Origin of the sequence: Vogesella sp. LIG4 (assembly GCF_900090205.1) — a bacterium.
Classification (GTDB): Bacteria; Pseudomonadota; Gammaproteobacteria; order Burkholderiales; family Chromobacteriaceae; genus Vogesella.
In genome coordinates, this window is the sequence record NZ_LT607802.1 from 2,480,197 (window position 1) to 2,506,998 (window position 26,802).

At 64.7% G+C, this 26,802-nt stretch carries 27 protein-coding genes and 1 pseudogene; 11 read left to right on the top strand and 17 right to left on the bottom strand.

The window, feature by feature from the left end; translation table 11 throughout:
• Positions 1–5 precede the first annotated feature (5 nt).
• Both PSELUDRAFT_RS11715 and PSELUDRAFT_RS11720 read right to left on the bottom strand, forming a co-directional pair.
• Positions 6–1,019 carry a fumarylacetoacetate hydrolase family protein gene (locus tag PSELUDRAFT_RS11715; protein ID WP_088967017.1) on the bottom strand — a complete coding sequence of 338 codons (1,014 nt, stop codon included), beginning with the start codon at positions 1,017–1,019 and terminating at the stop codon, positions 6–8.
• Between the two features lies 1 nt (position 1,020).
• Positions 1,021–1,563 carry a VOC family protein gene (locus PSELUDRAFT_RS11720; protein ID WP_088967018.1) on the bottom strand — a complete coding sequence of 181 codons (543 nt, stop codon included), beginning with the start codon at positions 1,561–1,563 and terminating at the stop codon, positions 1,021–1,023.
• A gap of 161 nt (positions 1,564–1,724) precedes the next feature.
• Here PSELUDRAFT_RS11720 and PSELUDRAFT_RS11725 point away from each other — a divergent pair, with 161 nt between their 5' ends.
• Entirely contained in the window at positions 1,725–2,492 is a 768-nt protein-coding gene (locus PSELUDRAFT_RS11725) for an IclR family transcriptional regulator (protein ID WP_088967019.1), read from the top strand.
• A 66-nt stretch (positions 2,493–2,558) separates the two neighbouring features.
• Positions 2,559–3,194, top strand: coding sequence for a phosphoribosyltransferase (locus tag PSELUDRAFT_RS11730; protein WP_088967020.1), 636 nt, complete (start codon positions 2,559–2,561; stop codon positions 3,192–3,194).
• Positions 3,195–3,213: 19 nt separating this feature from the next.
• Here the strand turns inward: PSELUDRAFT_RS11730 and PSELUDRAFT_RS11735 are convergent, their stop codons facing one another.
• The 10 genes and pseudogenes from PSELUDRAFT_RS11735 to PSELUDRAFT_RS11775 all read right to left on the bottom strand — a co-directional run bounded on the left by PSELUDRAFT_RS11735 (position 3,214) and on the right by PSELUDRAFT_RS11775 (position 11,787).
• Positions 3,214–4,110 (bottom strand): hydroxymethylglutaryl-CoA lyase, encoded by an 897-nt coding sequence (locus PSELUDRAFT_RS11735; protein WP_088967021.1) that lies wholly within the window; start codon positions 4,108–4,110, stop codon positions 3,214–3,216.
• A gap of 37 nt (positions 4,111–4,147) precedes the next feature.
• A complete protein-coding gene (locus tag PSELUDRAFT_RS11740; protein ID WP_088967022.1) occupies positions 4,148–4,480 on the bottom strand; it encodes a hypothetical protein in 333 nt (110 codons plus the stop codon).
• Positions 4,481–4,498: 18 nt separating this feature from the next.
• Complete coding sequence (locus PSELUDRAFT_RS20090) at positions 4,499–5,155, bottom strand: biotin/lipoyl-containing protein (RefSeq protein ID WP_369800114.1); 657 nt, start codon at positions 5,153–5,155, stop codon at positions 4,499–4,501.
• Positions 5,129–6,466, bottom strand: a pseudogene (locus PSELUDRAFT_RS11745) (acetyl/propionyl/methylcrotonyl-CoA carboxylase subunit alpha); the annotation flags it as partial. The pseudogene PSELUDRAFT_RS11745 and the gene PSELUDRAFT_RS20090, both read right to left, overlap by 27 nt.
• A 209-nt stretch (positions 6,467–6,675) precedes the next feature.
• Complete coding sequence (locus tag PSELUDRAFT_RS11750; protein WP_088967024.1) at positions 6,676–7,467, bottom strand: enoyl-CoA hydratase/isomerase family protein; 792 nt, start codon at positions 7,465–7,467, stop codon at positions 6,676–6,678.
• Positions 7,464–7,952 carry a GNAT family N-acetyltransferase gene (locus PSELUDRAFT_RS11755; RefSeq protein ID WP_162291256.1) on the bottom strand — a complete coding sequence of 163 codons (489 nt, stop codon included), beginning with the start codon at positions 7,950–7,952 and terminating at the stop codon, positions 7,464–7,466. Before PSELUDRAFT_RS11755 ends, PSELUDRAFT_RS11750 begins: the two co-directional genes overlap by 4 nt.
• Positions 7,953–7,983: 31 nt before the next feature.
• Positions 7,984–9,582 carry a carboxyl transferase domain-containing protein gene (locus tag PSELUDRAFT_RS11760; RefSeq protein ID WP_088967026.1) on the bottom strand — a complete coding sequence of 533 codons (1,599 nt, stop codon included), beginning with the start codon at positions 9,580–9,582 and terminating at the stop codon, positions 7,984–7,986.
• A 13-nt stretch (positions 9,583–9,595) separates the two neighbouring features.
• Positions 9,596–9,940, bottom strand: a complete 345-nt coding sequence (locus PSELUDRAFT_RS11765) for a nuclear transport factor 2 family protein (RefSeq protein ID WP_088967027.1) — start codon at positions 9,938–9,940, stop codon at positions 9,596–9,598.
• A gap of 130 nt (positions 9,941–10,070) precedes the next feature.
• Positions 10,071–11,240, bottom strand: coding sequence for an isovaleryl-CoA dehydrogenase (locus PSELUDRAFT_RS11770; RefSeq protein WP_088967028.1), 1,170 nt, complete (start codon positions 11,238–11,240; stop codon positions 10,071–10,073).
• Positions 11,241–11,385: 145 nt separating this feature from the next.
• Positions 11,386–11,787, bottom strand: a complete 402-nt coding sequence (locus tag PSELUDRAFT_RS11775) for a MerR family DNA-binding transcriptional regulator (protein WP_088967029.1) — start codon at positions 11,785–11,787, stop codon at positions 11,386–11,388.
• Between the two features lie 133 nt (positions 11,788–11,920).
• Here PSELUDRAFT_RS11775 and PSELUDRAFT_RS11780 point away from each other — a divergent pair, with 133 nt between their 5' ends.
• From PSELUDRAFT_RS11780 to PSELUDRAFT_RS11790, 3 genes are all read left to right on the top strand, one after another.
• Positions 11,921–13,612 (top strand): AMP-binding protein, encoded by a 1,692-nt coding sequence (locus tag PSELUDRAFT_RS11780; RefSeq protein WP_088967030.1) that lies wholly within the window; start codon positions 11,921–11,923, stop codon positions 13,610–13,612.
• Between the two features lie 131 nt (positions 13,613–13,743).
• Positions 13,744–14,406, top strand: a complete 663-nt coding sequence (locus tag PSELUDRAFT_RS11785; protein WP_088967031.1) for a YecA family protein — start codon at positions 13,744–13,746, stop codon at positions 14,404–14,406.
• Between the two features lie 236 nt (positions 14,407–14,642).
• Positions 14,643–14,972, top strand: a complete 330-nt coding sequence (locus PSELUDRAFT_RS11790; protein ID WP_179947540.1) for a hypothetical protein — start codon at positions 14,643–14,645, stop codon at positions 14,970–14,972.
• Positions 14,973–15,077: 105 nt separating this feature from the next.
• On the opposite strand, the gene PSELUDRAFT_RS11795 is transcribed toward PSELUDRAFT_RS11790, so the two are convergent.
• A complete protein-coding gene (locus tag PSELUDRAFT_RS11795) occupies positions 15,078–16,862 on the bottom strand; it encodes an acyl-CoA dehydrogenase C-terminal domain-containing protein (protein WP_088967032.1) in 1,785 nt (594 codons plus the stop codon).
• A gap of 176 nt (positions 16,863–17,038) precedes the next feature.
• Here PSELUDRAFT_RS11795 and PSELUDRAFT_RS11800 point away from each other — a divergent pair, with 176 nt between their 5' ends.
• The 6 genes from PSELUDRAFT_RS11800 (at position 17,039) to PSELUDRAFT_RS11825 (ending at position 23,654) form a co-directional block, all read left to right on the top strand.
• The gene (locus PSELUDRAFT_RS11800) at positions 17,039–17,611 is read left to right on the top strand and encodes a DUF2062 domain-containing protein (protein ID WP_088967033.1); all 573 of its coding nucleotides are present in this window, start codon (positions 17,039–17,041) and stop codon (positions 17,609–17,611) included.
• Positions 17,583–18,140, top strand: coding sequence for an NUDIX domain-containing protein (locus tag PSELUDRAFT_RS11805; protein ID WP_088967034.1), 558 nt, complete (start codon positions 17,583–17,585; stop codon positions 18,138–18,140). Before PSELUDRAFT_RS11800 ends, PSELUDRAFT_RS11805 begins: the two co-directional genes overlap by 29 nt.
• Positions 18,127–18,447, top strand: a complete 321-nt coding sequence (locus PSELUDRAFT_RS11810) for a PilZ domain-containing protein (RefSeq protein WP_088967035.1) — start codon at positions 18,127–18,129, stop codon at positions 18,445–18,447. Before PSELUDRAFT_RS11805 ends, PSELUDRAFT_RS11810 begins: the two co-directional genes overlap by 14 nt.
• Positions 18,448–18,640: 193 nt before the next feature.
• Complete coding sequence (locus PSELUDRAFT_RS11815) at positions 18,641–20,569, top strand: PrkA family serine protein kinase (protein ID WP_088967036.1); 1,929 nt, start codon at positions 18,641–18,643, stop codon at positions 20,567–20,569.
• 267 nt (positions 20,570–20,836) lie between these two features.
• Positions 20,837–22,108 (top strand): YeaH/YhbH family protein, encoded by a 1,272-nt coding sequence (locus PSELUDRAFT_RS11820; RefSeq protein WP_088967037.1) that lies wholly within the window; start codon positions 20,837–20,839, stop codon positions 22,106–22,108.
• Between the two features lie 34 nt (positions 22,109–22,142).
• Positions 22,143–23,654 carry a SpoVR family protein gene (locus tag PSELUDRAFT_RS11825; RefSeq protein WP_088967038.1) on the top strand — a complete coding sequence of 504 codons (1,512 nt, stop codon included), beginning with the start codon at positions 22,143–22,145 and terminating at the stop codon, positions 23,652–23,654.
• 66 nt (positions 23,655–23,720) lie between these two features.
• On the opposite strand, the gene PSELUDRAFT_RS11830 is transcribed toward PSELUDRAFT_RS11825, so the two are convergent.
• From PSELUDRAFT_RS11830 to PSELUDRAFT_RS11845, 4 genes are all read right to left on the bottom strand, one after another.
• Positions 23,721–24,467: an ATP-binding cassette domain-containing protein gene (locus PSELUDRAFT_RS11830; protein WP_088967039.1), complete on the bottom strand. Its 747-nt coding sequence runs from the start codon at positions 24,465–24,467 to the stop codon at positions 23,721–23,723.
• Positions 24,460–25,431, bottom strand: a complete 972-nt coding sequence (locus PSELUDRAFT_RS11835; RefSeq protein WP_157725102.1) for an iron ABC transporter permease — start codon at positions 25,429–25,431, stop codon at positions 24,460–24,462. The genes PSELUDRAFT_RS11830 and PSELUDRAFT_RS11835 overlap by 8 nt, the downstream gene beginning before the upstream one ends.
• A 142-nt stretch (positions 25,432–25,573) precedes the next feature.
• A complete protein-coding gene (dapB, locus tag PSELUDRAFT_RS11840; RefSeq protein WP_088967041.1) occupies positions 25,574–26,380 on the bottom strand; it encodes a 4-hydroxy-tetrahydrodipicolinate reductase in 807 nt (268 codons plus the stop codon).
• Complete coding sequence (locus PSELUDRAFT_RS11845; RefSeq protein WP_088968477.1) at positions 26,377–26,769, bottom strand: outer membrane protein assembly factor BamE; 393 nt, start codon at positions 26,767–26,769, stop codon at positions 26,377–26,379. The genes dapB and PSELUDRAFT_RS11845 overlap by 4 nt, the downstream gene beginning before the upstream one ends.
• Between the last annotated feature and the right edge of the window lie 33 nt (positions 26,770–26,802).

A 26,802-nucleotide genomic window follows, 5' to 3' on the forward strand; every position in this document is an offset into this window, starting at 1 on the left:
CAGGCTCAGCCGGGAATGGCGCGCACGGTGTTGTCGATGGCGCCAAAGATGCTGTGGCCGGCGGCATCGAACATCTCGATGTGCACGCGGTCGCCGTGTTTCATGAACGAGGTACGCGGCTGGCCCTGCTCGATGGTCTCGTACATGCGCACTTCGGCCAGGCAGCAGTAGCCCACGCCGCCGTTTTCCACGCTGGAGCCCCACAGGTCGCCCTGCTTGTTGGACACCGTGCCGCTGCCGATGATGGAGCCGGCGCCCAGTTCGCGGGTCTTGGCCACGTGTGCCACCAGCTGCGCGAAGTTGAAGGTCATGTCCACGCCGGCATTGGGCTGGCCGAACACGGTGCCGTTCAGCGCCACCACCAGCGGCAGGTGCAGCTTGTTGTCGTGCCAGGCACTGCCCAGCTCGTCCGGCGTTACCGCCACCGGCGAGAACGCCGACGCCGGCTTGCTCTGGAAGAAGCCGAAGCCCTTGGCCAGCTCGTTCGGAATCAGGTTGCGCAGGCTCACGTCGTTCACCAGCATCACCAGGCGAATGGCCTGGGCGCAGTCTTCCACGCTGGCGCCCAGCGCCACGTCACCGGTGACTACCGCCACCTCGGCCTCGAAATCGATGCCCCAGCTTTCGGCGGCGACGACTTCGTCACGCGGGCCGATGAAGCGGTCGGAGCCGCCCTGGTACATCAGCGGGTCGGTGTGGAAGCTGGCCGGCAGTTCGGCGCCGCGCGCCTTGCGCACCAGCTCCACGTGGTTGATGTAGGCCGAGCCGTCCGCCCACTGGTAGGCACGCGGCAGCGGGCTGGCGCACAGGTGCTGGTCAAAGGGCTGCATATTGGCCGCCGTGCCGGCGTTGAGCTGTTCGTATACCGCGGCCAGTTGCGGCGCACAGTCATGCCAGTTGTCCAGCGCTGCCTGCAGGGTGGCGGCGATATGGCCCGCATTGCAGTAGCGGGTCAGGGCGCGGTTGACAACAACCAGCGTGCCGTCGCGGCCGCCGTGGTTCAGGGTGGCGAGTTTCATCTCAGTTTTGCTCCTTGTAGCTGCCGTCGTGCATCCAGCGCGCGTGCTGCGGCGCTTTCTTGGTGACTGCCCATTCGTTAAGCATGTCCCATTTCACGTCATCGAGCATCTGCATCATTTTCGGGGAGGCGGTGTTGCAGGCCAGCTCCAGGCGGTGACCGTTGGGGTCGAAGAAATAGATCGACTGGAAAATGGTGTGGTCGGTGGGGCCGATCACGTCGATGCCGGCCGCCTGCAGCCGCGCCTTGGTGGCCAGCAGCGTGTCCATGCTGTCCACCTCCAGCGCCAGGTGCTGCACCCAGGTCGGGGTGTTCGGGTCGCGGCCCATATCGGGGCGGGTGGGCAGCTCGAAGAAGGCCAGGATATTACCCTGGCCTGCGTCCAGGAACACGTGCATGTACGGGTCCGGCGCCTTGGTGGACGGCACTTCGTTCTCGGCGATGGCCAGCACGAATTTCATGTCCAGGTGTTTTACGTACCACTCCACGGTTTCCTTCGCATCCTTGCAGCGATAGGCCACGTGGTGAATTTTGCTGATCAGCATGGTGTTGTCTCCGGGGGCATGCAGCCTGGCCTGCTGGGCTGGCTGCGGGTGGAACCATACGTGAAGATTAGATAATGATCAATTGATTTGCTATTAACGAATAACGTAACCGTCACAGGGCTGCTACACTTGCTCGCGAATCCGCCATACGACTGCAGATCATGGAACTCGAAAAAGACACTCGCCGCGGCATCCAGTCCATCGAAGTGGGCGGCACGCTGTTGCAAGCCCTGGTGCGCTTCGGCACGCCGATGATGCTGAAAGACCTGGCGCGCGAGGCCGGCATGCCGCCGGCCAAGGCGCATCCCTACCTGGTGAGCTTCGGCAAGCTGGGGCTGATCGAGCAGGACAGCGTTACCGGCCTGTACAAGCTGGGCAGCTTCGCGCTGCAGATGGGGCTGACCGCGCTGCACGAGCTGGACGCCATCAAGGTAGCCAGCGACCAGGCGGCGGTACTGGCGCTGGCGAGCCAGCAGAACGTGGCGCTGGCGGTGTGGGGCAACCACGGGCCCACCGTGGTGCGCATCCAGGAATGCAACCGCATCGTGCACATCAATATGCGCACCGGCAGCGTGATGTCGCTGCTGGATTCCGCCACCGGCCGCGTGTTTGCCGCCTACCTGCCGGCGCACCTCAGTGCCGAACTGCTGCAACAGGAGCTGGCGCACAAGCCGGCGGCGCAGCGCCCGGACGTGGCGGCCATGCTGGCCGAAGTGCGCGAGCACGGCATGGCGCGCGCGGTGGGCTACCCGCTGGCCGGCATCAATGCGCTGTCGGCTCCGGTATTCGACAACGGCGGGCAACTGGCGCTGGTGATCACCACCCTGGGCCCGGCGGCGGAGTTCGACCCCGACTGGCACGGCGAGCTGGCGTGCCAGCTGCGCGACTGCGCGGCCAGGGTCTCCACCCTGCTGGGTTACCGTGGCTAGAGCAGGCCAAGGTTGGCCGCAGCGGGTATAACGAAACAACGGAGCGCGCAAAGCGGGAGGTAGTGGATGTTTATCGACAGGGAGCACGCGGCCCGCGAACTGGCCGAGGCGCTGGCAGCCTACAGCGGCAAGCGGCCGCTGGTGCTGGGCATACCGCGCGGCGGCGTGCCGATGGCGCGGCTGATTGCCGACAGCCTGGGCGGCGAGCTGGACGTGGTGCTGGTGCGCAAGCTGGGGGCGCCGTGGTCGCCTGAGCTGGCCATCGGCGCGGTGGGCGAAAGCGGCGTACTGCTGCTGGACGCCCTGGCCGACAGCATCGCCGCGGACTACGTGGCGCAGGAAACCGCGCGCCAGATGGCGGTGATACGCCGCCGCCGCGCCAGCTACACCCCGGTACGGCCGGCGATTCCCGTGGCCGGCCGGCTGGTGATCGTGGTCGATGATGGCCTGGCCACCGGCGCCACCATGTTGGCCGCATTGCATGCGCTGCGCCGGCTGCGGCCGGCCCGGCTGGTGTGCGCGGTGCCGGTGGCACCGCCCGACACCCTGCAACGGGTGCAGGCCGTTGCTGACGAAGTGGTATGTCTGCGGGTATCGGCGGACTTTTCCGCCGTCGGCCAGTTCTACCGCCATTTCGACGAGGTCAACGACGAGATGGTGCTGGCGGCGCTGGCAAGCGCGCCGCCGGATCATCCCCGCTGAAGCTGCGTTCATGCCTGGTTCATGCCGGCTTGTAACCGCGCGCCTTGGCATAGCGTGAACCAGGGTCGCGCACCAGTGCCTCGGCGATGTACCACGAGGTAGCGGCCAGTTTGTCCAGGTCCACCCCGGTGTGGTAACCCAGGCCGTGCAGCAGGTACACCACGTCCTCGGTGGCCACGTTGCCGGAGGCGCCCTTGGCATACGGGCAGCCGCCCAGGCCGGATACCGAGCTGTCGAAAGTGCGCAGCCCGGCCTGCAGCGCAGTGTGGATGTTGGCGATGGCCATGCCGTAGGTGTCGTGGAAGTGGCCGGCCAGTTTTGCCACCGGCACCACCTCGCTCACCGCATCCAGCATCGCCGTCACCTTGTTCGGCGTACCCACGCCTATGGTGTCGCCCAGCGAAATCTCGTAGCAGCCCATGCCGTACAGCGCGCGCGCCACTTCGGCCACCTTGTACGGCGCCACTTCGCCCTCGTACGGGCAGCCCACCACGCAGGACACATAGCCGCGCACCTTGATGCCTTCGGCCAGCGCGCGCTTCATCACCGATTCGAAGCGCTGCAGGCTCTCGGCGATGCTGGCGTTGATGTTCTTCTGGCTGAACGCCTCGCTGGCGGCGCCGAACACCGCGATCTCGCGCACGCCGGCTTCCAGCGCCGCATCCAGGCCCTTGTCGTTGGGCACCAGCACCGGGTAGTCGATGCCGGCATTCATGTCCAGCGCCTGCAGCACGGCCAGGCTGTCGGCCATCTGCGGCACCCATTTGGGCGACACGAAGGCGCCGGCCTCGATGCAGGTCAGGCCGCTGTCGGCCAGGCGGCGGATCAGCTCCAGCTTGGTAGCCAGGCTGACGCTGTGCTTTTCGTTCTGCAGCCCGTCACGCGGGCCGACTTCGACGATCTTGACGTGAGTCATGTTGTATCTCGCAAATTGTTCACCCGGCGACTGGCCATCAATAGTGGCGCAGCCAAAGGCCAAGGCGAGTGATTGCCAAGCCGATGCCTATCTGGAACACAGTCAGTAGCGTGGACGTGATGCCGATCGGAAGCAGGGGCTCCAAGGCATGTAGTACGCCGCTGTATCTGACCGGCATTTTCAAGTTCTGCGGTGACTGGGCCAACCATTCATAGAAATTTTCCCACCCAGCAAGGGGTAGGCGGGCCGCGATGCTGTAATACAGGTCATAGCAATGGACGGCTGCAAACAGTAGCCCGGCCACCACGATCAGCCACGCGGTCCGTTTGGTGCTCCTGTTATTGCCTTCCAGTGGCTGATAACGCCGCATCGTGATGCTGCTCCACGCTTAATCCGCTTCGAAATCCACCAGCTCGTCGCCGTCGTTCACCTGCTCGCCGGCGGCAAAGTAGAAGGCCAGCACCTTGCCGTCCGCCGGGGCGGCGATGGTGTGTTCCATCTTCATCGCTTCCAGGATCAGCAGCGGCTCGCCCTTGGCCACGGTCTGGCCGCTTTCGGCCAGCAAGGCCACCACGCGGCCCGGCATCGGCGCCTTGAGGTGGGTCTCGCCGTGCACGCCTGCTTCTTCATAGGCGTAAGGGTCGATGTAGTCCACGGCAATGCGCTCGCCGTCGGCAAACAGCACGCGCTGCAGGCCGTGGCGCACCAGGGTGGCCTGCAGCTGCTTGCCGCCAAGGTTGGCCGCAAGCCGGCTGCCGAGCAGGCTGGCGCTAGCATGGAAAGTCTCGCCGCCGATATCGAGCACGAAGCCCTTGCCGTCATGCTGCAGCAGCACTTCGCAGCGCTGCTCGCCGTGGGCAAAGCCGATGCGGCGCTGCTGCGCGCCGTTCAGGCGCCAGCCCTGCAGCGCGCCGAAGGCGTGATTGTCGTGACCAGCGCCGGCCAGCACCTCGCCCAGTGCCAGCAGCGCCAGCTGTTCGCTGCCCGGTGCCGCGGGGGCGGGCAGCAGGCTGTCGTGGTAGCGGGCGATCAGGCCGGTGTCCACATCGCCACTGGCAAAGGCCGGGTTGGCGGCAATGCGGCGCAGGAAGCGGATATTGGTGGTAACGCCCACCACCTGGTAGGCAGCCAGCGCGGCGTCCAGCTGCTGCAGCGCCGCTTCGCGCGTTTCGCCCCACACGATCAGCTTGGCGATCATCGGGTCGTAGAACGGCGAAATGGTATCGCCCTGCAGTACGCCGGTATCCACCCGCACGTGGGCGTTTTCCACTGGCGGCACCAGGTGCAGCAGGGTGCCGGTGGCCGGCAGGAAGCCCTTGTCCGGGTCTTCGGCGTAGATGCGCGCCTCGATGCTGTGGCCGTGGATAGCAAGCTCATGCTGCTGCAGCGGCAGCGGCTGGCCGCTGGCCACTTTCAGCTGCCAGGCTACCAGGTCCTGGCCGGTGATCATCTCGGTTACCGGGTGTTCCACCTGCAGGCGGGTGTTCATTTCCATGAAGTAGAACTTGCCGCTGTCCACGTCCATGATGAATTCCACCGTGCCGGCACCGACATAGCCCACGGCGCGGGCGGCAGCCACTGCTGCTTCGCCCATGGCCTGGCGGGTTTCCGCCGGCAGGTGCGGGGCAGGGGCTTCTTCCAGCACTTTCTGGTGGCGGCGCTGCACCGAGCAGTCGCGCTCGAACAGGTAGACGCAGCCGCCCAGGCTGTCGGCGAACACCTGGATTTCCACGTGGCGCGGGCGGGTCAGGTATTTCTCCACCAGCACCTTGTCGTCGCCGAAGCTGGCGCGCGCCTCGCGCTGGCAGCTGGCCAGCGCGGCCAGGAAGTCGTCGCCGCGCTCCACGATGCGCATGCCCTTGCCGCCACCGCCGGCGCTGGCCTTGATCAGCACCGGGTAGCCGATGGCGTCGGCCTGGGTTTTCAGCAGTTGCTCATCCTGGTTGTCGCCGTGGTAGCCCGGCACCAGCGGCACGTTGGCGCGTTCCATCAGCGCCTTGGCGGCGGACTTGCTGCCCATGGCGGCAATGGCGCTGGCCGGCGGGCCGATGAAGGCGATGCCGGCAGCCTCGCAGGCGGCGGCGAAGTCTTCGTTCTCCGACAGGAAGCCGTAGCCCGGATGCACTGCCTGCGCGCCGCTGCTGCGGGCGATGTCGAGGATGAGGTCGGCCTTGAGGTAGGACTCGGCCGCCGGCGCCGGCCCCAGCCGGTAGGCTTCATCCGCCAGCTTGACGAAGCGGGCGCCGGCATCGGCATCGGAATACACCGCCACGGTGCGGATGCCCATGGCGCGGGCGGTCTTGATCACGCGGCAAGCTATCTCTCCGCGGTTGGCAATCAGAATCTTGGTGAACATATCGGGGTGATCCCTTTTCTTGTCGGTACCACTGATGGCGGGCACGCTGCGCTTTGCCCACCCTGCTGTGTGGCGGCGCTTTACCGCAGGGTGGGCTGGGGCCATCAGGCCGTGCCTACCAATCTGGTATTGCTGGCAGGCAAGCTATGTTTGCCCACCCTGTACTCGTGTTCATGCCTTGCGGCCAACGTTGGCCGCAAGGGCAGCACTTAGTCCTTTACCCAGCGCGGCGGGCGCTTGTCGAAGAAGGCGGTCAGGCCTTCGCGCGCTTCCTCGGTGATGCGAATGGCGGCGATGCGGTGCGCGGTGTCGGACAGCAGCTCGTCGGCAAACGGCGAGCTGTGGCGCAGCGCGCCCAGCAGCTCTTTGGCGGCGGACAGCGCGTGCGGGCCGCCACGGCACAGTTCGGCGGCCACTTCGGCCACGCGCTCGTCCAGCGCGGCTTCGTCCACCACCTCGTGCACCAGGCCGATGCGTTCGGCGGTGGCAGCATCGATGCGCTCGGCGGTGAGGAAATAGCGGCGCGCCTGGCGCCAGCCGATGGCATCCGCCACATAGGGGCCGATGGTGGCCGGGATCAGCCCCAGGCGCACTTCGGTGAGCGCAAACTTGGCGGCTTCGGTGGCAATGGCGATGTCGCACACCGCGGTAAGCCCGGTGCCGCCGGCCATGGCGGCGCCGTGGATGCGGGCGATCACCGGCTTCTTGCTGCGGTAGATGCCCTTGAGCATGGCCGCCAGCTTGCCGGCATCTTCCAGGTTCTGTGCTTCGCTGTAGCCGGCGGCGCGGCGCATCCAGTCCAGGTCGGCGCCGGCGGAAAAGCTCTTGCCGCGCCCGGCCAGCACGATCACGCGCACGCTGTCGTCGTGGTTCAGGTCGCGGAACACTGCGGTGAGGTCACCGATCAGGTGCTCGTTCATCGCATTGTGCAGCTCCGGGCGGTTCATCCACACCGTGGCCACCTGGCCGGCACGTTCGATCTGTAGTGTTGTGTAGCTCATGTCTGCACCTCCAGTAAGTAGAGCGCATCACCCGCCTCGATGGCGTAATGGGGATGGCTGCTTGCCTCGCGGAAACCCAATTTGTGCAATAGCGCGGCGGATGCCTGGTTGCGGCGATCCACCGTGGCATAGCAGCGCTTGACGCCATGCTCGGCGCGCAAGCGGTTCAACATCTGACGGCAGGCCTCGCTGGCGATGCCGCGACGCTGGAATCGGCTACCCACGACATAGGCAATGTCGGCGCTGGCATCGGCATAAACCGTGGCCTGCACGTAGCCGGCCAGCCCCTGTTCCGGCAAGCGTATCGCCCAGTTGAGCCACTGCTCGCAGCCATCTGGCGAGCAGCGGTTTTCCAGCCTGCGCAGCCGCGCCGTGAAGGCGTCCAGGCTGGCGGGCGGTGCCTGGTCGATATAGGCGTAGAGCGCCGGGTCTGCCAGTAGTGGGAACAGCTCGGCGGCATGGCCGGCGGTCTGTGACTCCAGCATGACAGTCAGCGGATCGGCGCCCATCACGGCCTCACATCCGGAACACGCCGAAACGTGTCTGTTCCACCGGCGCCGACAGGCTGGCTTCCAGCGCCAGGCTCAGCACCTCGCGGGTCTGCGCCGGGTCGATCACGCCGTCGTCCCACAGCCGGGCGCTGGCGTAGTAGGGGTGGCCCTGGCGTTCGTACTGCTCGCGCACCGGCGCCTTCAGTGCTTCTTCCTGCTCCGGCGTGAAGGTGTCGCCCAGCTGTTCCTTCTTCACCTGGGCCAGCACGCCGGCAGCCTGTTCGCCGCCCATTACCGAGATGCGGCTGTTCGGCCACATCCACAGGAAGCGTGGCGAGTAGGCGCGGCCGCACATGCCGTAGTTGCCGGCGCCGAAGCTGCCGCCGATCAGCACGGTGAACTTGGGTACGCTGGCGCAGGCCACGGCGGTCACCAGCTTGGCGCCGTCCTTGGCGATGCCGCCGTTTTCGTACTTCTTGCCCACCATGAAGCCGGTGATGTTCTGCAGGAAGATCAGCGGAATGCCGCGCTGGCAGCACAGCTCCACGAAGTGCGCGCCCTTGAGCGCGGACTCGCTGAACAGGATGCCGTTGTTGGCGATGATGCCGACGCGGTAACCGTTAAGGCGGGCAAAGCCGGTGACCAAAGTGGTGCCGTAGTTCTGCTTGAATTCGTCGAAGTCCGAGTCGTCCACCAGGCGGGCGATGATCTCGCGCACGTCGAACGGTTTTTTCGGGTCGGCCGGAATCACGCCGTAGATTTCTTCCGCGGCGTAGCGCGGCGGCTTCGGCGCAGCGCGGTCCAGCTCGCCCTGTTTCTTCCAGTTGAGGTCGGACACGATGCGGCGGGCGATGGACAGCGCGTGGGCATCGTTCTGCGCCAGGTGGTCGGCCACGCCGGACACGCGGGTGTGCACGTCACCGCCGCCCAGTTCTTCTGCCGACACCACTTCGCCGGTGGCGGCCTTCACCAGCGGCGGGCCGCCCAGGAAGATGGTGCCCTGTTCCTTGACGATCACCGTCTCGTCGCTCATCGCCGGCACGTAGGCGCCGCCGGCGGTGCAGCTGCCCATCACCACCGCGATCTGCGGAATGCCGGCGGCGGACAGGTTGGCCTGGTTGTAGAAGATGCGGCCGAAGTGCTCGCGGTCGGGGAACACTTCATCCTGCAGCGGCAGGAAGGCGCCGCCAGAGTCAACAAGATAGATGCAAGGAATACGGTTTTCGCGGGCGATTTCCTGCGCGCGCAGGTGCTTTTTTACCGTCATCGGGTAGTAGGTGCCGCCCTTGACGGTGGCGTCGTTAGCCACGATCAGGCATTCGATGCCGCCAATGCGGCCGATGCCGGTAATCACCCCGGCGCCCGGCGCGTCGTCGCCATACATGCCGTATGCGGCCAACTGCGACAGCTCCAGGAACGGCGAGCCGGCATCCAGCAGCAGGTCGATGCGCTCGCGCGGCAGCAGTTTGCCGCGCGCCACGTGCTTGGCGCGCGCCTTGTCGCCGCCGCCCTGCGCGGCACGGGCAACCTTGTCCTTCAGGTCGGCCACCACGGCACGCATCTTGTCGGCGTTGGCCGCAAAGTCGGCGGCGCGGGGGGAGAGCTTGGATTCGATGATGGGCATGTCGTTTACCTTGTCATTCGCTATCGACGAACCAGACGGCGCCGATCAGACCGTCGGCATTGACGTCGTAGATTGCCACCGCGCGCATGCGGCGCGCTTCGTCCAGCGTTACGTCTTCGTGGTCGATCACGCGGTTGCCGTGCACGATGCGCGCCAGCAGTGCCGCATGCAGCAGCGGCAGGGTGAAGCGGTGGCGCGCGTAGTGCTCGGCCAGCGCGGCCTTGCCATCCAGGCTCAGCGCCATCGACGGCAGGCGGTAGACCTTCACATCGTCGGCGTAGCAGGCGGTGAAGGCGGCCAGGTCATGGGCGTTGTAGGCATCCAGTTGGGCCTGAACGATGCGTTCGGCGGCGGTCATGTTCTGGTTTTCCTTGGTATGGCCAGGGCATGGCTGGAAACATCGCCCGAGACAAGGCGCGCTGCCGCAGACAGTACAAATCGTACGGCCAGGCGGCGCAACGCAGTATCGGGCGATTTAGCCACCATGCTTACCGGGTTTCGGCCATCAGCTCGCGGCCGATCAGCCAGCGGCGGATCTCGCTGGTGCCGGCGCCGATCTCGTACAGCTTGGCATCGCGCAGCAGGCGGCCGGTGCTGTATTCATTGATATAGCCGTTGCCGCCCAGGCACTGGATGGCGTCCAGCGCCATCTGGGTGGCGTTCTCGGCGGCGTAGAGGATGGCGCCGGCGGCGTCCTTGCGGGTCTGGCGGCCGGATTCGCCGCGGTCCAGCGCCTGGCCTACGGCGTAGACGTAGGCGCGGCTGGCGGACAGCTTCACGTACATGTCGGCCAGCTTGCCCTGCATCAGCTGGAAGTCGCCGATGCTCTGGCCGAACTGCTTGCGGTCGTTCAGGTAGGGCACTACCACGTCCATGCAGCCCTGCATGATGCCCAGCGGACCGGCGGACAGCACCGCGCGTTCGAAGTCCAGGCCGCTCATCAGCACTTTCACGCCATTGCCTTCGCCGCCCAGCACGTTTTCTTCCGGCACGAAGCAGTCGTCAAAGAAGATGGGGTAGGTGTTGGAGCCGCGCATGCCCAGCTTGTCCAGCTTGCTGCCGTGGCTGAAGCCGGCGTAGCCCTTTTCGATGATGAAGGCAGTAATGCCTTTCGGCCCGGCGTTGATGTCGGTCTTGGCGTATACCACCAGGGTGTCGGCGTCGCCGCCATTGGTGATCCACATCTTGCTGCCGTTGAGCTTGTAGCCGCCGGCCACCTTGTCGGCGCGCAGCTTCATGCTCACCACGTCGGAGCCGGCGTTGGGCTCGGACATGGCCAGCGCGCCGATGTGCTCGCCGGAGATCAGCTTGGGCAGGTATTTCTGCTTTTGTGCCGCGTTGCCGTTCTTGTAGATCTGGTTCACGCACAGGTTGGAGTGCGCACCGTAGGAGAGGGCCACCGAGGCGCTGGCGCGGCTGATCTCTTCCATGGCGATCATGTGCGCCAGGTAGCCCATATTGGCGCCACCGTATTCCTCGCTGACGGTGATGCCCAGGAGGCCCAGGTCGCCGAACTTCTGCCACAGGTCGGCCGGGAACAGGTTGTCGCGGTCGATGTCGGCAGCGCGCGGGGCGATCTCGCTCTGGGCGAAGTCGCGCACCGATTCGCGCAGCATGTCGTAGGTTTCACCAAAGTCAAAGCGCAGGCTGCTGTACATGTCTCTCTCCTCTGTGCCCGGCGGGGCGCGGCATATGGCTTCTTGATAGATGCTTTTTGCACCGATGATGCTGTTATGTTGACTTACGCTTACGTTAACGTCAATACGTAATGGCAAACCATCCGCGCGGATGGCATGCGCTGGCCTAGCTTGTGGCTTCCTTGCCGGTCATGGTGTCGATTACCTGGCGGCAGTGTTCTTCCAGCGTGTCGATTTCGGCCAGCACGGCGTCGATGTCCAGGCGCTGCTCTTCCAGCTGCTTCTTGCGGTCGGACAGCAGCTGCAGCAGCTTCAGCGACTGGCTGGCCTCGTCGCGCGCCAGTTCGTACAGGTCCAGGATCTCGCGGATCTCCGACAGTGCCAGACCAATGCGCTTGCCGCGCAGGATCAGCCGCAGCCGCGCGCGGTCGCGGTGGGTGAACAGCCGCTGGCGGCCTTCGCGTTGCGGCTCGATCAGGCCCTGTTCCTCGTAGAAGCGGATGGTGCGCAACGTGATGTCGAAATCGCGCGCGAGGTCGGAAATGGTGAAAAGGCGTTCTTCGCTCATGGTGCTTCCTGATGTGTTGCGGCGATTGTAGCGTTTTTTGTCGCAGCTGCCCGGCTTGTGCTTGAGCTTACGTTAACGTAATAGTAAGTTACCGCTCAAAAGACAACAGCATCGCCTGCGGAGAGACCACAACATGAGCCTTCACCCGAGTTACGTTCACGGCGGCAGCGAGCAGCCGCTGATCGGCCAGACCATCGGCCAGTTCTTCGATGCCGCCTGCCAGCGCCATGCCGCGCGCGACGGCCTGATCGTGCGCCAGCAGGGCGTGCGTTGGAGCTACGCCGAATTCGGCGAGCAGGTCACGCGGCTGGCCTGCGGCCTGCGCCGGCTGGGCCTGCAGCCGGGCGAGCGCGTCGGCATCTGGTCGCAGAACAATGTGGAGTGGGTGCTGATGCAGTTCGCCACCGCCAAGGCCGGGCTGGTGCTGGTGAACATCAACCCGGCCTACCGCCGCAGCGAGCTGGAATACGCGCTGGGCAAGGTGGGTTGCCGCGCGCTGGTGCTGTCGCCCAGCTTCAAGAGCAGCGACTACCTGGCGATCCTGGGCGACGTGGTGCCGGAGTTGGCCGCAAGCCAGCCGGGCGGGTTGCAGGCCGCCAGCCTGCCGGAACTGCGCTGGGTGATCCGCCTGGGTAGTGAAGCCACGCCGGGCATGCTGAACTTCGACAGCCTGCTGGCAGAGCCGAGTGATGCCGAGCGCCAGGCGCTGCAGGAAGTAGGGCAGACGCTGCAGTTCGATGACCCGATCAACATCCAGTTCACCTCCGGCACCACCGGCAGCCCCAAGGGCGCCACGCTTACCCACCACAACATCCTCAACAACGGCTTTTTCGTCGGCGAGGCGATGCGCCTCAGCGAGCACGACCGGCTGTGCATCCCGGTGCCGCTGTACCACTGCTTCGGCATGGTGCTGGGCGTGCTGGCCTGCCTCACCCACGGCAGCACCATCATTTTCCCGTCGGAAGCCTTCGAGCCGCTGGCGGTGCTGGAAACCGTGGCGGCGGAAAAATGCACCGCGCTGCATGGCGTGCCCACCATGTTCATCGCGGTGCTGGATCACCCGCGCTTTGCCGAGTTTGACCTCTCCAGCCTGCGCACCGGCATCATGGCCGGCAGCCCGTGCCCTATCGAAGTGATGAAGCGGGTGGTGGCTCAGATGCACATGGCCGAGGTCACCATTGCCTACGGCATGACCGAGACCAGCCCGGTGAGCTTCCAGAGCTACACCGACACCCCGCTGGAAAAGAAAGTGTCCACCGTTGGCCGCATCCACCCGCACGTGGAAGTGAAGATCGTCGACCCGCAGGGCCGCATCGTGCCGCGCGGGGAAACCGGCGAACTGCTCACCCGCGGTTACTCGGTAATGCTGGGTTACTGGGGCGACGAGGAGAAAACCCGCGAGGCGATAGACGCTGCCGGCTGGATGCACACCGGCGACCTGGCGGTGCTGGACGCGGACGGTTACTGCAATATCGTCGGCCGGGTGAAGGATATGGTGATCCGCGGCGGCGAGAACATCTACCCGCGCGAGATCGAGGAATTCCTCTACCGCCACCCCAAGGTACAGGACGTGCAGGTGGTGGGCGTGCCGGACGCCAAGTACGGCGAGGAACTGTGCGCCTGGATACGGCTGCGTGACGGCGAGACTTGCACCGCGGACGAAATCCGCGCCTTCTGCAGCGGCCAGATCGCGCACTACAAGATTCCGCGCTACATCGAATTCGTCGACAGCTTCCCGATGACCATCACCGGCAAGATCCAGAAATTCATGATGCGGCAGCAGATGAAGCAGAAGCTGGGGCTGGAGGAGGACAAGACGGCCTGAGCTGTCGTTGATGCCAGTCAGCCCCGCCGATGCGGGGCTTTTTCCTGTCACATGCCACGGGTAAGTTGCCGCTTGCCGACTAAACTTGGCTGATGGGCTACAATGCGCGCCATTCTTGATGGAGATAGATCATGACCCGATTCGACGAGGCCGACCTCACCCGCCTGGAAATGCTGCTGACCCCGCTGTCGCAGGCAGGTACCACCATGCGCCCGGACGAAGCGCAGGGCTTCTTCGCTGCGCTGGCATGCGGCCCGGACAAGCTGGACATCGACACCTGGCTGCCGGAAGTGCTGGGTGACGCCCCGGCCTTCGACAACCCGGAGCACGAAGCCGAAGTGCGCAGCCTGCTGCAGAAGTTCTACAACGCCACCGCCGACGCGCTGGCTGACGGCGAGCTGCCGGAGCTGGTGCTGTATGAAGAGGAAGAAGGCGAGGAAGCCGACTTCCGCCCGTGGTGCAATGCCTTCATGTACGCGCTGGACGTGGTGCCCACCGACTGGTTCGAGGCTGCCGACGACGAGGGTTTCGAAGACCTGCTGATGCCGGTGATGGCGCTGGGTGGCATGTTCGATGGCGAAGACGGCGAGGCTGCTCTGCTGCAGTTCGGCGAGGCCGAAATCAACGGCTTCAAGGGCGAGTTCGAGGATGCGCTGCTGGCGGTGTACAACTACTGGCGCGCCAAGGAGCAGGCACCGGTAACCGTGCGCCGCGACGGCGACAAGGTTGGCCGCAACGACCCGTGCCCGTGCGGCAGCGGCAAGAAGTACAAGGCCTGCCACGGCCGTAACTGAGCGGTGGCCGCTTGCGGCCAACCCAGTCACAAACCCCGTGTGTGGCTGCAGCGAGGTACTTCGCTCCGCTGCTACCGGACCCGGCAAAGCCGAGCCGCGCCAGAAAGGTGATGGCATCCGCAGCCCTGCTGTTTTCATGACAAGCCCTTCTGGCTTGTCCATGGTCACAAACCCCGTGCCCTGGCACGGGGTTTGTTTTTGCCGGCTACACTCAGAACGTAACCGGGAGAAGCATCATGAGGCTGGGGCTGGAGGAAATGCTGCAGCTGCTGCAGGAGGTGGAGCGCGGCGATCCGCTGGATTTCGCCGACCTGCCGATGGACGAGGATGAACTGCGCCGGCTGGTGATGGCCGACCTGCTGCAGCGCGACGAGCAACTGCAGGCCGAGGCCAGCCCGGAGGAGTGCCAGCTTATCTATATGCTGTCCACCGCGCGGCTGGTGCTGGAGAACATGTTGCTGCACCTGCGGTTGATGCGGCTGGAACAGCCGGAGGGCACCGCCGAGGCGCAGCTGAAGTCGGTGCTGCGCCGGCTGCGTGGCGATGAAGACGATAGCCAGGGCTAGGGCGGGTTGGATGCAGGCCATACCCGCGCAAGCAAGTGGCCGGACACGAAAAACGGCGCCGTCAGGCGCCGTTTCCCCTTACCAGCCGGCTGGAGCCGGCATCGCTCAGAACGCGAAGTGCTCGTCCTCCAGCGCCATCAGCGGCTGCGCGCCGGACTTGATGCTCACCTTCAGTGCTTCCACTTCCGGCAGCAGCTTGGCGTAGTAGAAGCGGGCGGTGGTGATCTTGGCCTGGTAGAAAGCATCACCGCCGGTTTCCAGCCTGGCGTAGGCCACTTCCGCCATGCGCGCCCACAGCCAGGCATAGGTCAGGTGACCGACCAGGCGCAGATAGTCGGTGGCAGCGGCGCCGGCGGCATCGCGATCCTGCATCGAGGCCATGCCCACGCCCATGGTGATGTCGCCCACTTCCTTCAGCAGCTTGGCCAGCGGGCCGACGAACTCGGCCAACTGCGCGTTGCCCTCGTTGGCCTGGCAGAACTTGTGGATCTGCTTGCTGAACTTGCGCAGCTTGGCGCCCTGGTCCAGCAGCACCTTGCGGCCCAGGAGGTCGATGGCCTGGATGCCGTTGGTGCCTTCGTAGATCTGCGAGATGCGGCAGTCGCGCACCAGCTGCTCCATGCCCCATTCGCGGATGAAGCCGTGGCCGCCGAATACCTGCATGCCAAGGTTGGCCGCAGTGTAGCCGTTGTCGGTCATGAAGGCCTTGGCCACCGGGGTAAGCAGCGCCACCAGGTCGGCGGCATCCTGCCGTGCCTCGGCATCCGGGTGCTTGTCTTCGATATCCAGCTGCAGCGCCAGCATCGCCGACAGCGCGCGGCCGGCCTCGGTGTAGGCCTTCTGCGTCAGCAGCATGCGGCGCACGTCCGGGTGCACGATGATGGGGTCGGCCGGTTTTTCCGGGAACTTCGCCCCGGCCAGCGCGCGCATCTGCAGGCGTTCGCGGGCGTAGGCCAGCGCGCCCTGGTAGGACGCCTCGCCAATGCCCAGGCCCTGCATGCCGCAGCCCAGGCGCGCGGCGTTCATCATGGTGAACATGCAGGCCAGGCCCTTGTTCGCCTCGCCGATCAGCCAGCCCTGGGCGCCGTCGAGGTTGATCACCGCGGTGGCGTTGGCCTTGATGCCCATCTTGTGTTCCAGGCTGCCGCAGTACACGCTGTTGCGGCTACCGTCCTGGTGGAACTTGGGCACGATGAACAGCGAGATGCCTTTTACGTCCCTGGGCGCATCCGGCAGGCGCGCCAGCACCAGGTGGATGATGTTGTCGGACATGTCGTGCTCGCCGGCGGAGATGAAGATCTTGGTGCCGGTGATATTGTAGCTGCCGTCCGCGTTCGGTTCGGCGCGGGTCTTCAGCAGACCCAGATCGGTGCCGCAGTGCGGCTCGGTCAGGCACATGGTGCCGGTCCAGCTGCCGTCCACCAGGCGCGGCAGGTAGGTGGCCTTCTGCTCATCGCTGCCGTGAGCGTGGATGGCGGAGTAGGCGCCGTGCGACAGCCCCGGGTACATCGACCACGCCACGTTGGCCGCACACTGCATTTCCATCACCGGGAAGGCCAGCGATTTGGGCATGCCCTGGCCGCCGTAGGCCGGGTCGCAGTCCAGCGCCGGGAAGCCCAGCTCGCAATACTGCTGGTAGGCCTGCTTGAAGCCGGTCGGTGTGGTTACCGATTTGGTGGCCGGGTCGAACTGGCAGCCTTCTTCGTCGGCCTGGCGGTTCAGCGGTGCCAGTTCTTGCTGGCAGAACTGGGCGGCGGCTTCCAGGTAGGAAGTGAAGATGTCCTGGCTGGCCTCTTCGTAACCCGGCAGCGAGGGCAGTACTTCCTGAACTTTGATCAGCTCGTTGAGGACAAAATCAAAATCGCGCAGCGGTGCTTGGTAAGCAGGCATCATGGTCTCCGTTGTTGGTGCGCGGCCCGGCGTATGGCCGGGTCGGGTTTCCTCGTGTTGGCCGGGTGGGCGGCCCTCTACTCTGCTCGTCGGGCAGATTTAAATCAAACGACTGTTTAAATTATTCTGTGCGATTTGGCAACTCTCTTTTCTGAACGCAAGTCACAGGAGATGGCATGGCACGGTTGAAACGCTGGGTGCGCGGCAAGATGGGCATTGCCCACGGTTGGCTGCAGACGCCGGCGCTGCGCTTTGTGCGCCCTTATCTCGACCAGCCGCGGCTATGGAGCGTGCAGCGCCGCAATGTGGCGCGCGCGGTGGCGGTGGGCATGTTTTCCGGGCTGATGCCCGGGCCGACGCAGATGCTTACCGCCGGGCTGCTGGCGTTGCTTTTCCGCATCAACCTGCCGGTGGCGCTGATCTGCACGCTGTACACCAATCCGTTCACCTATCTGCCGCTGTACTTCCTGGCTTTTCGGCTAGGGGAGCGCTTACTTGGGCAGGCGGTGCCGGCTACAATGCCGCAGATGCCGGAAGGCGCCTGGCATGACCTCGCCCTGTGGGGGCCGCAGCTGCTGCACTGGCTGCGCGAGTACGGTACCCCGCTGTTGCTGGGCGTGCCGGTACTGGGGCTGATACTGGCGGCTCTGGGCTACGGCGCGGTCATGCTCGGCTGGCGTCTTGTGGTACGTCACCATTGGCAACAGCGAAAGACTCAGCGTGGATCTCACAGAAAAAACTCTCAGTAGCGAACAGGTATTTCAGGGCGGCTTCATCCAGGTGAGCCGCGACCAGGTGAGCCTGCCGGATGGCAGTACGGCATTTCGCGAGTTCATCCGCCACCCCGGCGCCGCCGCGGTGCTGGCGCTGACCGACGATGGCCAGCTGGTGATGGAGCGGCAGTACCGCTACCCGGCCGGGCGCGAGTTCCTGGAGATTCCGGCTGGCAAGCTGGACCCGGCGGAGCATCCGCACGACACCGCCCGGCGCGAGCTGCTGGAAGAAACCGGCTATGCTGCACAACAATGGCATTATCTTGGCAAGGCCTGGCCGTGCATCGGCTATGCCGACGAAGTGATCCACTACTACCTGGCCACCGGCCTGCGGCTGCAGGCGCGCCAGCTGGACGAGGGCGAGTTCCTGGAAGTGCAGCTGCTGCCGGTGGCGGATGTGCAGCAGATGGCGCTGAGCGGGGAGATCGCGGACAGCAAGACCATTGTCGGCCTGCACTGGTTGGCCGCATGGCAACAGGGGAAGCTCGCTGGTGAAACCGTTTGACAGCCACTACCAGGATCGCCGTGTCGGCCGGCGCATGCGCATGGGCTGCCGCACCAAGTTCAAGTCGCTGCACACCGGCGAGACGCACTATGGCGAGTGCGTGGACTTGTCGGTGGATGGCATGGCGATACGCTGCTCCTACGTGCCGCAGCATGGCGAAAAACTGGAAGTGGTGGTGATCGTGCCCGGTGTCGGCAGTGTGCCGATGCGCCCGCTGGAGGCCACGGTAGAGGTGCGACGCTGCAACGAAGTGGAGCGCGGCAAGCTGTACGAGATCGGCGTGCGCATCCTGCAGCGCCGCGCTTAGTAGTGGAATTGATAAATGCATATTAAAAAAGCCGTCTTAATGACGGCTTTTTCTTACTTGCACTTTTTTTGCTGTGCTATACCCAAACAAAGAACAGCTTTCCCGCGACAGCTGACAACTTGGCAAGGGGGATCTGGCACGGCAATCACGCTTCTGCCAGGGTCTCGTTTGCCTCCACCAGGAGGGTGACGCCATGACCCCAGACATCTTCAGTCACTACGCTTCCCGTTACGACCGCACCCGCGAAGAGGAATACACCATTCAGGAGTTCCTCGAGTTGTGCAAGCGCGACCCGATGACCTACGCCTCGCCCGCCGAACGCATGCTGATGGCCATTGGCGAGCCGGAGATGATCGACACCCGCCATGATTCCCGCCTGTCGCGCATCTTCAGCAACAAGATGATCCGCGTCTACCCGGCCTTCCGCGACTTCTTCGGCATGGAAGAAGCCATTGAACAGGTGGTGGCCTACTTCCGCCACGCCGCGCAGGGCCTGGAAGAGAAGAAGCAGATCCTCTACCTGCTGGGCCCGGTGGGTGGCGGCAAGTCGTCGATTGCCGAAAAACTGAAGGAGTTGATGGAACGGGTGCCGTTCTATTGCATCAAGGGCAGCCCGGTAAACGAGTCGCCGCTGGGGCTGTTCAATTACGACGAGGACGGCGCGCTGCTGGAAGACCAGTACGGCATTCCGCGCCGCTACCTGCGCGCCATCCCCAGCCCGTGGGCGGTGAAGCGCCTGCACGAGTTCAATGGCGACATCAGCCAGTTCCGCGTGGTGAAGCGCTACCCGTCGGTGCTCAAGCAGATCGCGGTATCCAAGACCGAGCCGGGCGACGAGAACAACCAGGACATCAGCTCGCTGGTAGGCAAGGTGGACATCCGCAAACTGGAAAGCTACGCCCAGGACGACCCGGACGCCTACAGCTACTCCGGCGGCCTGTGCCTGGCCAACCAGGGCCTGCTGGAATTCGTGGAGATGTTCAAGGCGCCGATCAAGGTGCTGCACCCGCTGCTGACCGCCACCCAGGAAGGCAACTTCAAGGGCACGGAAGGCTTCGGCGCGATTCCCTTTGACGGCATCATCCTGGCGCACTCCAACGAGAGTGAATGGAAGCAGTTCCGCAACAACAAGAACAATGAAGCCTTCCTCGACCGTATCTACATCGTCAAGGTGCCGTACTGCCTGCGGGTGACGGAAGAGATCAAGATCTACGACAAGCTGCTGCGCAACTCCTCGCTGTCCGGCTCGCCATGCGCCCCAGGCACGCTGAAGATGATGGGGCAGTTCGCGGTGCTGTCGCGGCTGAAAGACCCGGAAAACTCCAGCCTGTACAGCAAGATGCAGGTGTACGACGGCGAGAACCTGAAGGACACCGACCCGAAAGCCAAGTCGCTGCAGGAATACCGCGACTTTGCCGGCGTGGATGAGGGCATGAACGGGCTTTCCACCCGCTTCGCCTACAAGATCCTGTCCAAGGTGTTCAACTTCGACCACACCGAAGTGGCCGCCAACCCGGTGCACCTGCTGTACGTACTGGAGCAGCAGGTGGAGCGCGAGCAGTTCCCGGCCGAGCAGGAACAGAAGTACCTGACCTTCATCAAGGAGTACCTGGCACCCAAGTATGTGGAGTTCATCGGCAAGGAGATTCAGACCGCCTACCTGGAAAGCTACAGCGAGTACGGGCAGAACATCTTCGATCGCTACGTGACCTTCGCCGACTTCTGGATTCAGGATCAGGAGTACCGCGACCCGGACACTGGCGAGAGCTTCGACCGCACGGCGCTGAATGCCGAGCTGGAGAAGATCGAGAAACCGGCCGGCATCTCGAACCCGAAGGACTTCCGCAACGAGATCGTCAACTTCGTACTGCGCGCGCGCGCCAACAACGCCGGCAAGAACCCGCTGTGGACCAGCTATGAAAAGCTGCGCACCGTGATCGAGAAGAAAATGTTCTCCAACACGGAAGAGCTGCTGCCGGTGATCAGCTTCAATGCCAAGGCCAGCACCGACGAAGCCAAGAAACACGAAGACTTCGTCAACCGCATGGTAACCAAGGGCTACACGCCCAAGCAGGTGCGGCTGCTGTGCGAATGGTACCTGCGGGTGCGCAAATCCTCGTAGTTAACGGGGAGGATTGGGGGCAAGCCACTTCGCTGAGCGCAAGGGCTTGGGTGTAAAAATGGAAAGGCTGCCGATTCAACACCGGACAGGAGCGGCCCGGCGGTGCCGGGCCCGGCAGAACCTGTAAAAGTATTGCACTGGCAGCCGTTGGCCGCATGCGGCCAACCCTGCCGGCGGGTGCCTGGCCTGCCACCAGGCGCCCGCCGTGCCCATCCTGCCGCCGTGTCAGCCAGGCGACAGGCCAACGACAGGCTTTAGGAGACAAGCATGTCGCACATTATCGATAGAAGACTGAACGGTAAGAACAAGTCGGCCGTCAACCGCGAGCGCTTCCTGCGCCGTTTCAAGGCGCAGATCAAGGAGGCGGTGGGCAAGGCTATCAAGGGGCGCAGCATCACCGATATAGAAAACGGTGAAAATGTATCCATTCCGGTAAAGGATATTTCCGAGCCGGTGTTCCACCATGGCCGTGGCGGCATGGCCGATCATATCCATCCGGGCAACGAGGAATTCATCGAGGGTGACCGCCTGAACCGGCCGCAGGGTGGTGGCGGCGGCGGTGGCGGCGGCAAGGCCAGCAACGAAGGCGAGGGCGAGGACGACTTCGTGTTCCAGCTGTCGCGCGAAGAATTCATGAATGTGTTCTTCGAGGATCTGGCGCTGCCCAACCTGATCAAGACCCAGCTGGTGGGCATCGAGGAGCTGAAGCCGGTGCGCGCCGGCTACACCAACGATGGCACGCCGGCCAACATCAGCATCGTGCGCAGCCTGCGTGGTGCGCTGGCGCGACGGGTGGCCATGGCCGCCCCGACGCTGCGGCAACTGCGCGAGGCGGAGGAGGATCTGGACACGCTGCTGGAATCGGACGAGGACAACGCGCTGGAAGTGCGCGAGCGGCGCCGCCATATCCACTCGCTGCGCGAGAAGGTGAACCGCATCCCCTTCATCGACCCGTTCGACCTGCGCTACAACAACCGCGTCAAGCAGCCCAAACCCACCAGCAAGGCGGTGATGTTCTGCCTGATGGACGTGTCCGGCTCGATGGATGAAGGCAAGAAGGACATGGCCAAGCGCTTCTTCATCCTGCTGTACCTGTTTCTGCAGCGCAATTACGAGAAGATCGAGGTGGTGTTCATCCGCCACCACACCAGTGCGGTGGAGGTGAACGAGCACGACTTCTTCCACTCGCGCGAATCCGGCGGCACGGTGGTGTCCTCGGCGCTCAACCTGATGGCGGACGTGGTGAAAAAGCGCTACGCCAACAGCGAGTGGAACATCTACGCCGCGCAGGCATCGGACGGTGATAACTGGGACAGCGATTCGGCCAACTGCAGCCGCATCCTGCAGGAACAGCTACTGCCGTGGTGCCAGTATTTCGCCTATATCGAAATTACCGAGGGCGAGCCACAGAACCTGTGGTACGAGTACATGAAGGTAGCGGAGCAGTGCAAACACTTCGCCATGCAGAAAATCCGCACACCCGGCGACATCTACCCGGTGTTCCGCGAACTGTTCAAGCGGCAGCCGGCTACCCGTTAGGGGTGGCCGCATGCCAGAGGGGGAGGGAGATCGCATGAAACCCATCTCTACCGGGTCCGAATGGACCTTCGACCTGATCAATGAGTACGACAAGGCGATCCGCACGATTGCCATCGACGAGTTCCAGCTGGACTGCTATCCCAACCAGCTGGAAATCATCACTGCCGAGCAGATGATGGATGCCTACTCCTCGGTAGGCATGCCGGTGAACTACCACCACTGGAGCTATGGCAAGCACTTCGTCTCCACCGAGAAGAGCTACAAGCGCGGCCAGATGGGCCTCGCCTACGAGATCGTGATCAACTCCAACCCCTGCATCGCCTACCTGATGGAGGAAAACTCCATGACCATGCAGGCGCTGGTGATTGCGCACGCCGCCTACGGTCACAACAGCTTCTTCAAGGGCAACTACCTGTTCCGCACCTGGACCGACGCCTCGGCCATCATCGACTACCTGGTATTTGCCAAGCAGTACATCAGCCGCTGCGAGGAGCGCTATGGTATCGAGGCGGTGGAAGACCTGCTGGATTCCTGCCATGCGCTGATGAACTACGGTGTGGATCGCTACAAGCGGCCGCAGCGCCTGTCGCTGGCCGAGGAACAGGCACGGCTGCACGAGCGCGAGCAGTACCTGCAGATGCAGGTGAACGACCTGTGGCGCACCATCCCACGCCGCGAGCGCGAGGACAGCAGCAAGGCACCGCCGCGCTTTCCGCCGGAGCCGCAGGAAAACCTGCTGTACTTCATCGAAAAATCGGCGCCGCTGCTGGAGCCGTGGCAGCGCGAGATCGTGCGCATCGTGCGCAAGGTGGCGCAATACTTCTACCCGCAGCGCCAGACCCAGGTGATGAACGAAGGCTGGGCCACCTTCTGGCACTACACCATCCTCAACCGCCTGTACGAGAAGCAGCTGGTGACCGACGGCTTCATGATGGAGTTCCTGCAGAGCCACACCAATGTGGTGTACCAGCCACCGGTGACCGCGCGCTGGTACAACGGCATCAACCCGTATGCGCTGGGTTTCAACATGTACCAGGACATCAGACGCATCTGCGAGCACCCCACCGAAGAGGACTACGAGTGGTTCCCGGACATCGCCGGCCAGCCGTGGCGCCCGGTGCTGGAGTTCGCCATGAAGAACTTCAAGGACGAGAGCTTCATCTCGCAGTACCTGTCGCCCAAGCTGATCCGCGACTTCCGCTTCTTCGCCATTCGCGATGACGACCAGGACGACAAGCTGGAAGTGGCTGCCATCCACGACGAAGCCGGCTACCGCCGCATCCGCCAGATGCTGTCCGAGCAGTACAACCTGGGTACCCGTGAACCCAACATCCAGGTGTGGTCGGTGAACGTGCGCGGCGATCGCAGCCTGACGCTGCGCCACAGCCGCCACAACCGCAAGCCGCTGGAGGACAACAGCGCGCAGGAAGTGCTCAAGCACGTGGCGCGGCTGTGGGGCTTCGATGTGCGGCTGGAAAGCGTGGATGCCGACGGCACGGTGCAGCAGCGCTTCGAAGTGAAGCCGGAGGTGCCGGCAATGGCGTAAAGGTTGGCCGCATGGCAGACGCAAGGCCGGGCTCCGCCCGGCCTTGTTGTTTCCTGCTCCGGCTGCTTATACGGCCAGAAAAGCGCGGCGCCCCTCGGCATCGCGCAGCTCGCGTAGCGGCGAGTCGTACAGTTCCTGCAGCAGCGGCAGCTGCAGCACATCGCTGGCAGCGCCGCTGGCCATGGCGCGGCCGGCTTTCAGCAGTAGCACGTGGTCGGCGTGCTGCGCCGCCAGGTTCACGTCGTGCAGTACCGCCACCACGCCGATGCCGTGCTCGCGCGCCAGCTGGCGCAGGCTGGCCAGCTGCAGCTGGGCGGCACCGATGTCCAGCGCGGCGGTGGGTTCGTCCAGCAGCAGGTAGCGGCAGCGCTCGCGGCTGGCGAACAGCTGGTGCAGCGCGCGCGCCAGGTGCACGCGGGCGATTTCGCCGCCGGACAGCGTGGCGCAGTCGCGGGATAGCAGATCATGAATGCAGGTGGCGTCCATTGCCTGCCGGCGTGCGCTGGCGTCCGGCAGGCCGTGGCCGATGTCCAGCAGGGTGGCTACCGCCATGCCGGCCGGGCGCAGCGGTTGCTGTTCCACCATCGCGCGCAGGGTGGCCAGGCGGGCAGGGGGCAGCCGGCTGACTTCCTGCCCGTCCAGGGTGATGCTGCCGCCGGTCGGGCGCAGCGCGCCGCCCAGCAGGTGCAGCAGGGTGCTCTTGCCGGCGCCGTTGGGCCCCAGGATCACGCTGAGCCCGCCTGCCGGCAGGGTGACGCTGATGTCGTCGAGGCGCACCGGGCGCTGCAGGCCGAGCTGGCGGGCTTCAAGCATGCTCGCCTCGCTGTCTGGCCAGCAGGTAGAGGAAGAACGGTGCACCGGCCAGGCTGGTGATCACCCCGATGGGCAGCTCGGCCGGATACAGCGCCTGGCTGGCGATCAGGTCGGCCACCACTGCCAGCAGTGCGCCGGCCAGCGGGGTAAGCAGCAGCAGCGGGCGCAGCTGCAGGCCGATCAGCCGGCGCAGGATGTGCGGTGCCATCAGGCCGATGAAGCCCACCATGCCGCATTGCGCCACCACCAGGCCGCAGGCCAGCGTGGCCAGCAGCACGGTGCAGGCTCCCTCGCGGCCAACGTTGAAGCCGCTGTAAAACGCGGCCCGGTCGCCCAGCTGCAGAGCCTGCAGGAATGCCGCCTGGCGCCACAGCAGCAGGCCGATCAGCACGGCGGCCACCGCCAGCAGCAGCGCCTGCGCCGGGCTGGCGCCGGAAAAACTGCCCATCAGCCAGAAGGTGACGCTGCGCAGCACGCCGTCGGGCAGGGTGCTGATCAGCAGGGTGAGCAGGCTGCCGCAGAGCGCGTTCATTGCGACGCCGGCCAGCAGCAGCTTGGCGGCGGAGCGGCCGTGTGCCAGCAGCTGTATCGCCAGCAGTGCCAGTGTCGAGCCGACAAACGCCGCCAGCGATACCAGCTGTGTCGGCAGCGCGGCGGCAAGTGCCAGCGCGGCGGCCAGGGCGCCACCGGCGGAGATGCCGATCAGCCCCGGCTCGGCCAGGTCATTGTGAAAGCGCGCCTGGATCGCGAGTCCTGCGCAGCCCAGCAGCGCGCCGGCGGCGGCGGCGCTGATCAGGCGCGGCAGGCGCAATTGCAGCAGCAGGGTGTGCAGCAGCGGGTCGTGGCCGGGTAGTTGCAGCAGGGCGGCGAGACTGGCGTCGGCCGTGTGGCCGGCCAGCAGCGAAACGACACTGGCCAGCCCGAGCAGGCTGGCCAGTAGAAGAAACCACAGACGGGTGGTCATCAGATATTGCTCACGATCTGCTGCGCGTCGGCGATACGGCGTTAAAAACGGCTTCGGAATGCTCATTTACCACTTGTAAACTCCGCTTCCTTAGCCGTTTTTGCCTTGTCTCGCGCGAGCGTGCGAGATCGTGAATCTACGCTTAGCGCAGGCCCAGTACGTCCTGCATGTCGAACAGGCCGTGTGGCTTGGCGGACAGCCACTTGGCGGCACGCACTGCGCCGTTGGCGAAGGTGGCGCGGCTGGAGGCCTTGTGGGTGATTTCCACGCGCTCGCCCAGTGCGGCGAACAGCACGGTGTGGTCGCCCACCACGTCGCCGGCGCGCACGGTGGCAAAGCCGATGGTGTTCGGGTCGCGCTCGCCGGTGACGCCTTCGCGGCCGTATACCGCGCATTGCTTCAGGTCGCGGCCCAGCGCGTTGGCGACAACCTCGCCCATGCGCAGCGCGGTGCCGGACGGTGCATCCACCTTGAAGCGGTGGTGCGCCTCGGTGATTTCGATATCGTAGCCTTCGTCCAGCACGCGGGCCGCCATGTCCAGCAGCTTGAAGGTGAGGTTCACGCCCACGCTGAAGTTGGCCGCAAACACGATGCCGATCTTCTCGGCGGCAGCCTGGATGGCGGCCTTGCCGGCATCGTCGAAGCCGGTGGTGCCGATGATCATCTGCACGTTCTGTTCCACGCAGGCGGCCAGGTGCGCCAGCGTGCCTTCCGGGCGGGTGAAGTCGATCACCACGTCGGCGCCAGCCAGCGCGGCGTTGAAGTCGCTGCTGATCTTCACGCCGGTGTCGCGGCCCATGAACAGGCCGGCATCCTGGCCGATGAACGGGGAACCGTCGCGCTCCAGCGCGGCGTGCAGGCGGGCTGCCGGGGTGTCGAGTACCGATTCGATCAGCGTGCGGCCCATGCGGCCGCCAGCGCCGACGATGACGATGTTAAGACTGCTCATTGTTTTGCTTGTCCAATTGCGTTGCTGGCATCCAGTTGCGGACGAATGGCAGGGAAGGCCTGGCCATCGACGCGTTCAACCTGGTCATTGGCGCTGAAGTACACCACCAGGCTCTTTTCTTCCACCGGCTGGCCAGGGCGTTCGATGCGGTACAGGTAGTCCCAGCGATTGGCGTGGAAAATATCGGTCAGCAGCGGCGTGCCCAGCAGGAAACGTACCTGCGAGCGGTTCATGCCCGGCTTGACGCGGGCGACCGAATCTTCGGTCACATAATTGCCTTGCTGGATATCCATGCGGTGTGCCGCAAACCAGTTGGTCGGATTGATGCTGCTGCAGCCTGCCAACAGCAGGGCAGAACACACGAGCGCGGGCTTGAGCAGTTTGGCCATGAGCACCTTCACATTTGGGGAATCTGCTGAAAG